Genomic DNA, 10,605 nt, shown 5'->3' with positions numbered 1-10,605 from the left:
GGGCCCGTCCGCCCCCGGGCGCACCCCCGGCCGCCCCGGCCCCGGGGCCGGGCCGCGGACGGGACGGATCAGGCGAGGCGGGCGGTGAGGCTGATCTGCGCGCCGGGGGAGAGCAGCCGGGAGATCGGGCAGCCCTCCTTGGCGGCCTCGGCCAGCTTGGTGAACTGGGCCTCGTCCAGGCCCGGGGCCTGGCCGACGGTCTCCAGGTCGATCCGGGTGACGGTCATGCCCGCGTCGGTCTTGTCGAAGTGCACCTTCGCGGTGGTCTCCACCGAGGTGCCGGACACCCCGGCGTCGGCGAGCTGCTTGGAGAGCGCCATCGAGAAGCAGCCCGCGTGGGCGGCCCCGATCAGCTCCTCCGGATTGGTCCCCTCGCCCTCCTCGAAGCGCGACTTGAAGGAGTAGTTCCCCTCCAGGCCACCCTTGCCGGTGCGGACGGTCCCGGCGCCCTCGGTGAGGTTGCCCTGCCAACGTGCGGATGCGGTACGGATAGGCATACCCGAACGCTAGTCGAAAGCCCCGCCCGCGGCGACCGACCCGGCGGGCCCGGCGGCGGCCGACGTACGGCGTTTCGGGGCGTCGGCGCTGCCGGGTCGGGGCGTACCGGCGTGGGATGATGCGGGTCAGGCCCGCGACGCGGAAGGTAGCCGATGTCCCAGGATCTCCCCATCCCGAGACAGGACGACCGCTCGGACGACACCCCCGTGCTGGAGTGGGGTGACCCCGCACGACCGGCCGGCGCACGGTTCGGGCACTGGCCCGCCGCGCTGCGCCGGGACCGGCGGCTGCCCCCGGTGCTGGCCCTGCTCGGCGCGGTCGCCGCCACGGCGTCGATGGCCGGGGAGTGGCTGGTGATGACCGTGCCGAACGGTGGTCCGGAGGGCAGCGGCACCATCCGGGTGCCCGGAGGCGTGGCCGAGGTGGGCGGCTTCGGGATCGCGTACCTGGTGGGGCTCCTGCTGCTCAGCGTCGCGGTGGCGCTGACCCTGCGCGGGCGGCCGGCGGTCCGGCACGACGCCCGGGTGGCCGGGCTGGCGGTGGCGGGCGCCCTGGCGGTCCTGCTCACCGTCACCGCCTTCTCCTTGGACGACTCGGGCCAGCGGGCACTGTTCTACTCCCCGGAGGACGGGTTCCGGGTCGACTACGGCCGGGGCCTGGTGATGGCCTTCGTCGCCGTCGCGCTGGTCGGGGCGGCGCTGCTCACCGCCGTCGCGCAGCCGGACGGTCCGCCGGCCGACGCCGTCGGGCCGTGTGCCGACCCGGACGCGGTGGACCGGCACGGGGTCGACCCGGACGGGGACGACGAGCGGCCGGCCGCGCCCGCCGGCCTGACCGTCACCCCGACGGTCCCGTTCGCCCGCCGCGAACCGCACCCCTGAGCCCGCCGGGCCCGAATCCGATCAGCGTGACCGCGTCCCGGCCGAGGGCCGCGCGGCGGTCACCGGGCGTTGCCTGCTGATTCGCCCGGAAGCCATGGTTGCGACCCGGACGGCGAGGTACGGTTGCTGCCCGCCGTCACACCGGGTCGGACGACCGGTACGGACGGCGGCGGGCAAGGAGGAACGATGACCCGCCCGGGACTGCCCAAACTCATCGCCACCGACCTCGACGGAACGCTCGTGCGCAGCGACGACTCCGTCTCGGCGTACACCCACGGGGTGCTCGACCGGGTGCGGGCCGCCGGTATCCCGGTGGTCGGCGCCACCGGCCGCGGCCCCCGGTTGAAGGAACTCACCCGCAACGACATCCGGGCCGCCGACTTCCTGGTGATGGCCGGTGGTGGCTGCGTGGTCGACCAGAGCGACCCGACCGGCCCGGTGGTGCTGCGCGACGAGCGCCTCTCCGCCGAGGTGCTGGCCGGTCTGCTGACCGACCTGGAGGCCGCCGTCGGCCCGCTGACCGTCATGGTCGAGGGGTCCGACGAGCACGACGCGCCGCTCTGGGGCGACTACCACCCGGCCTGGCCCTACCCGGAGCGGTTCGAGGCGCGGACTCGGGCGGAATGTCTCGCCCTCGACGTGATCAAGGCGTTCGTCCGGACCGCCGACCACGACGTGGACGAGTTGCTGGCCACCGCCCGCCGGATCGTCCCGCCGCAGGTCGCCACCCTCACCCAGGCCGGGCTCGGCTTCGTCGAGATCACCCCGGCCGGGGTGGACAAGGCCAGCGGGCTGACCGTGGTCGCCGAGCGGCTCGGCGTCGACCCGGCGGACGTGCTGGTCTTCGGGGACATGCCCAACGATCTGCCGATGTTCGCCTGGGCCGGCTGGTCCCGGGTGGCCGTGTCCAACGCGCATCCGCTGGTGCGGGCCGCCGCCGACGAGGTGACCCTGCGCAACGACGACGACGGGGTGGCGGTCTATCTCGACCGGCTACTCTCCCGGTGATGGCAGAGACACCACGGCTGGTCGCCAGCGACATCGACGGCACCCTGCTCGGCGACGAGCGCCGGCTCAGCGCCCGTACGGCGGCGGTGCTGGAGCGGATCGCCGCGGCGGGCACCCCCGTCGTGCTGGTCACCGGCCGCCCGATCCGCTGGCTCCAACTGGTGTACGACCAGCTCGCAGCCCCGCTGCCGGCGATCTGTGCCAACGGCGCGGTGGTCTACGACCCGGACACCGATCAGGTGCTGCGGGCCGACCCGCTGGCCCCGGAACTCCTCGCCGAGGTGGCCCGGCGGCTGCGGGCGGCGGTGCCGGAGGTCAGCTTCGCGGTGGAGATCGTGGACAGCCGGCAGATGCGGCACGAGGCGCACTACCCGCTGCGCTGGGACGCCGACCACGAGGCCATCCGGGCGGTCGAGTCGCCGGAGGAGCTGGCCTCGGTGCCGGCGGTGAAGCTGCTGGCCCGCGCCGGCACCCAGGACCCGGACGCCTTCGTGCAGGTGGTGGCGGGGGCCCTGGAGGGGCTGGCCGAGGCGACCCACTCGTCGTACAGCGGGCTGGTGGAGATCTCCGCCGCCGGGGTGACCAAGGCCGCCGGGCTGGCCTGGTACGCGGCCCGGGTCGGGGTGGCACAGGCCGACGTGCTCGCCTTCGGTGACATGCCCAACGACGTGCCGATGCTCACCTGGGCGGGGCGCGCGGTGGCGGTGGCCAACGCACACCCCGCCGTGCTGGAGATCGCCGACGAGGTGACCGGGGCGAACACCGCCGACGGTGTGGCGGCGTACCTGGAGAAGGTCTTCGGGGTGGGCTGAGCTCAGAGGTACTGGCCGGTGTTGTGGCCCTCGCCACCGGGCTGGCCCATGCCGGGCATGCCGGGGATCATCCCGCCGCCGGGGCCGCTGGGCAGGGCGGGGCGGCCACCGGAGCGCATCTGCTCAAGCTGCATCCGGGCGGCCATCTGCTGGGCCACCAGGGTGGCCTGGATGCCGTGGAAGAGCCCTTCCAGCCAGCCGACGAGCTGGGCGTGGGCGATCCGCAGCTCGCCCTCGCTGGGCGCCTGGTCCTCGGCGAACGGCAGCGAGAGCCGTTCCAGCTCCTCGCGCAGCTCGGGGGCGAGGCCCTCCTTCAGCTCGACGATCGACCGCTGGTGGATCTCCCGCAGCCGGTGCCGGCTGGCGTCGTCGAGCGGGGCGGCCTTGACCTCCTCCAGCAACTGCTTGATCATGCTGCCGATCCGCATCACCTTGGCCGGCTGCTCGACCAGGCGGGTCGGGTCCTCACCGGCCTCGTCGGTCTGCATGGTGCCCACCGGGCGGCCGTCCGGGCCGACCACGACCAGGGTGCCCGACTGCCCGTCGGGGCGGCCCGGCTCGTCAGCTTGTCCAGTGGGGTGCGCTTCGGTCATGGCCCCATCCTTACCCACCCGCTCCCGTCGCACCCACCCGGACCGCCACCAGCCGCGCTACCGTCGCCGGCATGTCCCACGACCCCCGGGCGGTGCTCAGCCGGCCCGCCCCGCCGCCGGACCTGACCGTCGCCTACGGCGACCAGCCGGAGCAGCTCGTCGACCTGCGCCGGCCGGCCGGTGGTGGTCCGGTCCGGCCGCTGGTCGCGGTGGTGCACGGGGGCTTCTGGCGGGCCGAGTACGACCGCACCCACACCGGCCCGCTCGCCGCCGCCCTCGCTGAGGCGGGTTGGCCGGTGGCCCAGCTGGAGTACCGGCGCACCGGCCAGCCGGGCGGTGGTTGGCCGAACACGCTGACCGACGTCCGGGCCGGGGTGGCGGCGCTGCCCGGGTTGGTGGCGCAGGCGCTGCCGGGGCTGGTCGCGCCGGGGCCGCCGCTGCTGCTGGGGCACTCGGCGGGTGGGCAGCTCGCGCTGCACGTGGCGGCGCACGCTCCGCAGGACGTGGCCGGGGTGCTGGCGCTGGCCCCGGTCGCCGACCTCGCCGAGGCGTACCGGCTGGGGTTGGATTCGGGGGCGGTGGCCGCGCTGCTCGGCGGCGGCCCGGCCGAACACCCGCAGCGGTACGCGGTGGCCGACCCCTGCCGTTCGGTGCCACGACGGACACGGACGGTGATCCTGCACGGCGGCGGGGACCGCCAGGTACCGGCCGCCCTGAGCAGGTCATATGCTGCCACCGCACGGGCCGCCGGTGCCCCGGTCACCCTCATTGAGCTGCCGGAATGCGAGCACTTCGGGTTGATCGACCCGCTCTCGGCGGCCTGGCCCCAGGTAAGGGCTGCGTTGCAGTCGTTGCTTGAAGATCAAGATCCATTGACGCAGGGTCGCCCACCAGGTAGAACGCCGGAGGGGCGGTGACGCCCGGCAATGCTCCCGGAAGGATTTCGGTGTCGCAGATGAACCGCAGGCGGGCCCTTCAACTGCTGGCCGCGCTCGGCACGACCGGACTCGTCGCCGCCTGCGGCACGGACGACACCGAGACGCCGGCCCCGGGCAAGCCGATCAAGATCGGGCTGATCCGGCCGGAGAACGGCGACGGCAAGACGATCGGCATCGACATCGAGAACGGCTTCCAGCTCTTCCTGGCGATGAACGGGCAGCAGCTCGGCGGCCACCCGACGACGGTGGTGGCCGTCGACGAGGGCGACAACGCCAAGAGCGGCCAGGCCGCCGTCGACAACCTGCTCGCCCAGAACGTGCTCGCCATGACCGGCGTGGTCAACTCGACAGTGATGTCCGGCATCAGGGACGCGGTGGAGAAGGCCCGGGTGCCGCTCATCGGGTCCAACGCCTCCCCGCCCAGCCTGCAGAGCGTCGTCTACATCTGGCGGACGTCGTACGTGCTGGACGAGCCCGGCCGGGCGCTCGGGTCGTACCTGCGGCGAACATTCCCCACCGGAAGCCGGCTCGCCATCGTCGCCCCCGAGGGCACCGCCAGCCAGGACGTGATCAACGGCTTCCGGGACGGTTTCGGCACCGACGACCCCCGGATCATCGGTGACCCCATCCTCACCACCGCCAACCCCGCCCCCGGCGACAACGAGTTCCGCGCGCAGATCGACGAGGCGCTCAGCCGCCAGCCGGACGGAATCTTCTGCTTTTACTCCGGCACCGCAGGTGAGCAGTTCATCAGGCAACTGCGTCGCAGCCGCTGGTTCGGTGACATCTACGCGCCCGGCTTCCTGACCGAGGGCAACATCCTCACCGACCTGCGGTCGACCCTGGTCAACGCGGACGAGAGCCTCAAGGCCGGCACCATCCAGACCGCGCTGAACTACTCGGCCGACCTGAACAACAACGCCAACCGGATCTTCGCCTCGGCCTACCGGAAGACCTACAACGTCTCGCCCACCACCTACGCGATGGCCTCGTACGACGCCGCGCAGGTGCTCGACAAGGCGATCCGGCTGGCCGGTGCCGAGCCGACCGCGCAGCAGGTCAACCTGGCGCTGGGCAAGATCGGTCAGATCGACAGCCCGCGCGGCCCGTGGCAGTTCAACCAGCCGCGCACCCCGCAGCAGAAGTGGTACCTGCGCAAGGTGCAGTTCGACGGCCGGCTGCTCTCCAACGTCCTGATCAACGAGATCGCCACCCTGGGCTGAGCCGGCCGGCCCCGGTCGGGCCGGCCCCTCGTGGTGCCGGAGCCGGTCAGGGGCGCAGCTCGGCGATGCAGCACTTGACGCTGCCGCCGCCCTTCTTCAACTCGGCCAGCTCCACCGGGACCGGGGTGTAGCCGGCCGCCTTGAGCTTGCCGGCCAGCCGGGTCGCGTCGCTGTTGAGCACCACGTTCGCCCCGTCGCTGACCAGGTTCAGGCCGAAGGCCAGCGCGTCCTCGTCGTCGGCGAGCACCGCGTCGGGGAAGAGCTGGGCGAGCACCCGCTGGCTGGCCGCCGAGAACGCCCCCGGGAAGTACGCGACGTTGCCGTCGTCGATCGAGGCGAGCGCCACGTCCAGGTGGTAGAAACGCGGGTCGACCAGGCGCAGCGACACCACCGGACGCCCCAGCGCCTCCTGTGCCTCGGCGTGCGCCGGCAGCTCGGTGCGGAACCCGTGCCCGGCGAGGATCAGCCCACCGTGCGCCTCGGGCAGGTAGGCGAAGTCGCCCTCACCCTCGTTGGTCTCGCTCGGCGCGATGAAGTGCCAGCCGTGCTTCTGGTAGAACTCCCGGTGCGCGGCGGCCTCGGCGGCCCGCTGCTCGTGCTTGAACTGCGCCCCGTAGACCGTCCCGTCCACCACGAAGGCGCCGTTGGCCGCGAAGACCATGTCCGGCAGCCCCGCCTGCGGGGTGAGCACGTGCACGTCGTGACCGAGGTCCACCAGGGTGTGCCGCAGCCGGTCCCACTGATCGACCGCCAGTGCCACGTCGACGCCGACGGTGAGGTCCATCCACGGGTTGATGGCGTACTCGACCGCGAAGTGCTCCGGGGCACACATGAGATATGTCCGCTTTCGCGGGACGCGCTGCTGGTTCACGGTCACCAAGGGTAGGTAGCGTAGAACTTTGGTAACAGCCAGAACCATTGCTTCCCCGAGGCGGAACGTTGCAGATAGACGCGGTCGACCAGCGAATCATTGCGTTGCTCGTGGCGGACGCCCGAACCTCGTACGCGGATATCGGCGCCCGGGTGTCACTCTCCGCTCCGGCGGTCAAGCGACGGGTGGACCGGCTGCGGGCCACCGGGGTGATCCGGGGCTTCACCGCCGTGGTCGACCCGGCCGCCGTCGGCTGGACCACCGAGGCGTTCGTCGAGCTGTTCTGCGCCGGCCGGACCACCCCCACCCAGCTCGGGGTGGCCGCCCGCCGGCACCCCGAGGTGGTCGGCGCGTACACCGTCTCCGGTGAGGCCGACGCGCTCGTGCACCTGCGGGCCGCCGACATCTCCCACCTGGAGGAGGCGCTCGAACGCCTGCGGGCGGAATCGTTCGTCACCTCCACCCGGAGCACCATCGTGCTGTCCCGGCTGGTCGAGTCGCCAGGCGTCGGCCCGTCCACCCCCTGACACCCGGCCGGGGGCGGGCGGGCCGGCGCGCCTGCGGCCCGGTGCGGCGGTGGATCAGAGGTACATGCCGGTGCGGTGCCCGGTGTCGCCCCGGCTCGCCTTGTCGCCCTCGCCGAAGAACCGCTTGCCGCCGAACTCGCCGTGCAACCGGTCGTCGAGTTCGTCGGCGAGCCCCGTCATCACCTGCACGGCCAGCATCAGGTGGGTGGCCTGGAAGTTGCGCCCGAAGACCGGGATGGACGCCCACACCGTGTCGTCGGCGCAGTACAACCGGCCGATCGGCATCCGGTTGGTCAGCTCGGAGAGCTTCACGTACAACCGTTCCGTCGGCTCGACCTCGGTCAGCACCGGCGAGAAGACGTCCACCAGCGGTGGGTTGTCCCGCACCCGGACGAAGACCATCGCCGAGCCGGCCCGGATGTTGATGTCCCCGTCGGAGTCGATCTGGAGGTGCTCGGAGGTCGACTTGAGCATCGTCGACACCACCGTCCGGACCCGCTCGGGCAGGTCCAGCACCTCCTGATCTTCGCTCTGGGCGTTCGCGGCGGCGGCCAGCGCCTCGTCCAGGTCGGCCTCGACGTCCCGGTCGGGGCCGAACTCGCTGCGTGCGGTGCCGAGGGCCTCGATCGGCAACGGCTCCCCCTCGGCGTCCTGGCTGAGATAGACCAGGAAGGCCGGGTGCGGTGCGCCGTACACGTCGCGCAGGGTGCGGGAGAGCAGCCCGGCCAGCTTGCTGGCGTCCCCGGTCGACCCGTCCAGGCCGAAGCGCTCGCCGGAGCCGGCCACCACGCCGGGCGGCGACCAGCCGAGCGCGATCATGTCGGCCACCGCGGCACGGTCCAGCCGGAAGCCCTGCGGCAGGGTGGCGTTGCCGACCGCCCGCGCGGACAGCCGTCCCTGCTCACCTACGGCCACACTGATCGAGTAGACGGCGTCGCCGGTGCCGGAGGCGGTCGGGTCCAGGGTCACTTCGAGCTGCGCCCCGGTGGGCAGTTCGCGCAGCCGTTCGGCGAGCGCCCGGGCGAACTCCCGCCACGCCTCGGTGACCTTGGCCCGCAGGTCGGCCGTGCTCGGCTCGTCCAGCAGGACCGACTCGTGGTGGTCGTGGTGCGCCGGCGAGGTGCCGGGCTGGTCACCGGTCGGCTTCGAGGGGTGGTCCGCCGTCATGATCGCCTCCATCCGTCAAGGTCACCCTACCCAGGCGGGCCGGAGAACGAATCCACCGCGACCGGCATCGGACACCGCCGCCCGCCGCCCTTCGCCAAGGCACGACGGACCGGATCGTGCGCCGGGGTCCGCCCGGTCGGTCAGGAGGCGGGGCGCTCGCCGCCCAGCTCCACCGGCCACTGGGCGGCCAGCCCGGTGAGCCGGGCCGCCGCCGCTGCCGGGTCCGCGCCGCGTCCGACCGCCACCCCCAGCAGGTACGCGGTGACCGGCGCACCCGGCCGTAGCACCTGGTGCGCGACGTCCCTGGCCAGGTCCAGCACCGTCGGCACCGGCACCTCGGCCGGGTCGAGACCCAGCTCGGCGCAGGCTGCCGTCACCCAGTCGTCCAGCACGGTCATCGCGTCCACTCCTCCGCCCTGCGTACGTCGGAGTCAGTGTCGCAGTCGAACCACGGTGGCGGGCCGGCAGCGGACCAGGCCAACTCGCGTACCGTCAGCTCCCCCAGCAGTTCCCGCATGGACGCCCCGGCGAGCGCGGCGGCTCCCCGGGGCCGCCCGGGGACGGGCTCGGAACGGCGGGCGGCGACCCGGTCCAGCGCGGCGCGTAGCGTCGGCACCCGCCACACCCCGCACAGCGGCTGGCGTCGCCCCCGGTCGTCGACCAGGCAGACACCGTCCGCCGCCGCCGGACCGGCTTCGGCGGCGAGCGTGTCGAGCAGCGCGCCGACGGCCGGGCGGGTGAGCAGCGGCAGGTCGGCGGCGAGCAGGGCGACGACCGCCGGACCGGGACCGAGCAGGGCCAGCCCGGCGGACGTGGCGGCCACCGGCCCCCCACCGGCCGGTTCCTCCCGGGTCACCAGGACGTCGGCTGGCAGCGCCCCACCCGGCCCGACCAGCACCCGGGGTATGGCGTCGGCGACGGCGGCGAGCACCAGGTCCCGCATCGGTCGGCCGTGCACCGGCACCGCCGGCTTGTCCCGCCCACCCATCCGGCGGGCCGCCCCACCGGCCAGCACCACCGCCGCGTACGCCGTCACCCGGCCACGGTAGCCGCCGGGCCCGGCCTTCGTGCTCCGCTCGCGCGGCCTCCCGGTTCCGTCCCGTCCCCGGCTGCCGGGCCGACGCCCGCTGCCGGCGGCCGGGGACTGCCGGGTGGTGCCGGCGGCCCGGGACTGCCGGGTGGGCGCGGTGGGGACCGCAGCCAGGGTGGTCAGCGTGCGGGGGGCCGGGCGGGCGGGGCAGGATGGCGGGATGGGACGGGCCACTGACCGGCGGAGCGTGCTCCGGATCGACCTCGACGCGGCGGACGACGCCCGGGTGGCGCTGCGCCGGCCGGACACGCTCGCCGTGGAGGAACCGCTGGAGATCCGGGTCGGCCCCGGCGGGCCGGGTCGGCGACGCCCGCTGGCGGTGACCATGCGTACCCCCGGAGACGACCTCGACCTGGCCATCGGCTTCCTGCTGACCGAGGGGCTGATCCGCAGCGACGCCGACGTGCACACCGCCCAGCTCTGCTCCGGGGCGGAGACACCCAACACGTACAACGTGGTCGACGTGGTGCTCTCCCCCGGCGTGCCGGCACCGGCGACGGACCCGGCGCGCAACTTCTACACCACCAGCTCCTGCGGGGTGTGTGGGAAGGCCAGCATCGACGCGGTGCGCACCCGGTCCCGGTTCACCGTCGCCGACGACCCGCTCACCGTGCCGGCGAGGCTGCTGGCGGAGCTGCCCGACCGGCTGCGCGCGGCGCAGCGCGCATTCGACCGCACCGGCGGCCTGCACGCGGCGGGCCTGTTCACCCCCGACGGCGAACTGGTGGTGCTGCGCGAGGACGTCGGCCGGCACAACGCGGTGGACAAGGTGGTCGGCTGGGCGGTCCGGCAACGGCGGCTACCGCTGTCCGGGCACCTGCTGATGGTGTCCGGCCGGGCGAGCTTCGAGCTGACCCAGAAGGCGTGGATGGCCGGGCTGCCGCTGCTGGCGGCGGTCTCCGCGCCGAGCACCCTCGCCGCCGACCTGGCCGACGAGGCGGGGCTGACCCTGGTCGGCTTCCTCCGTGGCCGGACCATGAACGTCTACACCGGCAGC

At 73.8% G+C, this 10,605-nt stretch carries 13 protein-coding genes; 7 read left to right on the top strand and 6 right to left on the bottom strand.

Going from position 1 to position 10,605, the window contains the following annotated elements; translation table 11 throughout:
* Positions 1-68 precede the first annotated feature (68 nt).
* Positions 69-497, bottom strand: a complete 429-nt coding sequence (locus tag ACOJTC_RS22410) for an OsmC family protein (RefSeq protein ID WP_088643598.1) — start codon at positions 495-497, stop codon at positions 69-71.
* 153 nt (positions 498-650) lie between these two features.
* Between ACOJTC_RS22410 and ACOJTC_RS22405 the strand changes: the two genes are divergently transcribed.
* The 3 genes from ACOJTC_RS22405 (at position 651) to ACOJTC_RS22395 (ending at position 3,199) form a co-directional block, all read left to right on the top strand.
* On the top strand, positions 651-1,379 hold the full coding sequence (locus ACOJTC_RS22405) for a hypothetical protein (protein ID WP_420118359.1): 729 nt from the start codon (positions 651-653) through the stop codon (positions 1,377-1,379).
* A 186-nt stretch (positions 1,380-1,565) separates the two neighbouring features.
* Entirely contained in the window at positions 1,566-2,387 is an 822-nt protein-coding gene (locus ACOJTC_RS22400) for an HAD family hydrolase (protein ID WP_420118358.1), read from the top strand.
* Positions 2,387-3,199, top strand: a complete 813-nt coding sequence (locus ACOJTC_RS22395; protein WP_420118357.1) for an HAD family hydrolase — start codon at positions 2,387-2,389, stop codon at positions 3,197-3,199. The genes ACOJTC_RS22400 and ACOJTC_RS22395 overlap by 1 nt, the downstream gene beginning before the upstream one ends.
* A gap of 2 nt (positions 3,200-3,201) precedes the next feature.
* Here ACOJTC_RS22395 and ACOJTC_RS22390 read toward each other — a convergent pair whose 3' ends face one another.
* Complete coding sequence (locus ACOJTC_RS22390) at positions 3,202-3,792, bottom strand: bacterial proteasome activator family protein (protein ID WP_204925465.1); 591 nt, start codon at positions 3,790-3,792, stop codon at positions 3,202-3,204.
* A gap of 71 nt (positions 3,793-3,863) precedes the next feature.
* Between ACOJTC_RS22390 and ACOJTC_RS22385 the strand changes: the two genes are divergently transcribed.
* Together ACOJTC_RS22385 and ACOJTC_RS22380 are read left to right on the top strand one after the other, a co-directional pair.
* Positions 3,864-4,709, top strand: a complete 846-nt coding sequence (locus tag ACOJTC_RS22385; protein ID WP_420118356.1) for an alpha/beta hydrolase family protein — start codon at positions 3,864-3,866, stop codon at positions 4,707-4,709.
* A gap of 29 nt (positions 4,710-4,738) precedes the next feature.
* Positions 4,739-5,953 (top strand): ABC transporter substrate-binding protein, encoded by a 1,215-nt coding sequence (locus ACOJTC_RS22380; protein ID WP_204925467.1) that lies wholly within the window; start codon positions 4,739-4,741, stop codon positions 5,951-5,953.
* Positions 5,954-5,999: 46 nt separating this feature from the next.
* On the opposite strand, the gene ddaH is transcribed toward ACOJTC_RS22380, so the two are convergent.
* Positions 6,000-6,833 carry a dimethylargininase gene (gene ddaH, locus ACOJTC_RS22375; RefSeq protein ID WP_420118355.1) on the bottom strand — a complete coding sequence of 278 codons (834 nt, stop codon included), beginning with the start codon at positions 6,831-6,833 and terminating at the stop codon, positions 6,000-6,002.
* Between the two features lie 59 nt (positions 6,834-6,892).
* Between ddaH and ACOJTC_RS22370 the strand changes: the two genes are divergently transcribed.
* Positions 6,893-7,351, top strand: coding sequence for an Lrp/AsnC family transcriptional regulator (locus ACOJTC_RS22370; protein WP_204925468.1), 459 nt, complete (start codon positions 6,893-6,895; stop codon positions 7,349-7,351).
* A gap of 54 nt (positions 7,352-7,405) precedes the next feature.
* Here ACOJTC_RS22370 and ACOJTC_RS22365 read toward each other — a convergent pair whose 3' ends face one another.
* From ACOJTC_RS22365 to mobA, 3 genes are all read right to left on the bottom strand, one after another.
* Positions 7,406-8,518 carry a T3SS (YopN, CesT) and YbjN peptide-binding chaperone 1 gene (locus ACOJTC_RS22365; RefSeq protein ID WP_204925469.1) on the bottom strand — a complete coding sequence of 371 codons (1,113 nt, stop codon included), beginning with the start codon at positions 8,516-8,518 and terminating at the stop codon, positions 7,406-7,408.
* Positions 8,519-8,658: 140 nt separating this feature from the next.
* Positions 8,659-8,916: a DUF6457 domain-containing protein gene (locus ACOJTC_RS22360; RefSeq protein ID WP_088643673.1), complete on the bottom strand. Its 258-nt coding sequence runs from the start codon at positions 8,914-8,916 to the stop codon at positions 8,659-8,661.
* Positions 8,913-9,554: a molybdenum cofactor guanylyltransferase gene (gene mobA, locus ACOJTC_RS22355; RefSeq protein WP_420118354.1), complete on the bottom strand. Its 642-nt coding sequence runs from the start codon at positions 9,552-9,554 to the stop codon at positions 8,913-8,915. Before mobA ends, ACOJTC_RS22360 begins: the two co-directional genes overlap by 4 nt.
* 214 nt (positions 9,555-9,768) lie before the next feature.
* Between mobA and fdhD the strand changes: the two genes are divergently transcribed.
* The coding region (fdhD, locus tag ACOJTC_RS22350; protein WP_420118353.1) for a formate dehydrogenase accessory sulfurtransferase FdhD at positions 9,769-10,605 on the top strand (837 nt) is incomplete at its 3' end.

It is taken from the genome of Micromonospora sp. (assembly GCF_048594385.1).
In the GTDB taxonomy this organism is placed as follows: domain Bacteria; phylum Actinomycetota; class Actinomycetes; order Mycobacteriales; family Micromonosporaceae; genus Micromonospora; species Micromonospora wenchangensis.
The sequence above is the reverse complement of the archived record's forward strand: the minus strand, read 5'-3'. Positions and strand labels throughout refer to the sequence as shown.

Bases quoted from the DNA above. Each gene is read 5' to 3' on its own strand.
- ACOJTC_RS22410 (WP_088643598.1), bottom strand. From the start codon at position 497: ATGCCTATCCGTACCGCATCCGCACGTTGGCAGGGCAACCTCACCGAG.
- ACOJTC_RS22405 (WP_420118359.1), top strand. From the start codon at position 651: ATGTCCCAGGATCTCCCCATCCCGAGACAGGACGACCGCTCGGACGAC.
- ACOJTC_RS22400 (WP_420118358.1), top strand. From the start codon at position 1,566: ATGACCCGCCCGGGACTGCCCAAACTCATCGCCACCGACCTCGACGGA.
- ACOJTC_RS22395 (WP_420118357.1), top strand. From the start codon at position 2,387: ATGGCAGAGACACCACGGCTGGTCGCCAGCGACATCGACGGCACCCTG.
- ACOJTC_RS22390 (WP_204925465.1), bottom strand. From the start codon at position 3,792: ATGACCGAAGCGCACCCCACTGGACAAGCTGACGAGCCGGGCCGCCCC.
- ACOJTC_RS22385 (WP_420118356.1), top strand. From the start codon at position 3,864: ATGTCCCACGACCCCCGGGCGGTGCTCAGCCGGCCCGCCCCGCCGCCG.
- ACOJTC_RS22365 (WP_204925469.1), bottom strand. From the start codon at position 8,518: ATGACGGCGGACCACCCCTCGAAGCCGACCGGTGACCAGCCCGGCACC.
- ACOJTC_RS22360 (WP_088643673.1), bottom strand. From the start codon at position 8,916: ATGACCGTGCTGGACGACTGGGTGACGGCAGCCTGCGCCGAGCTGGGT.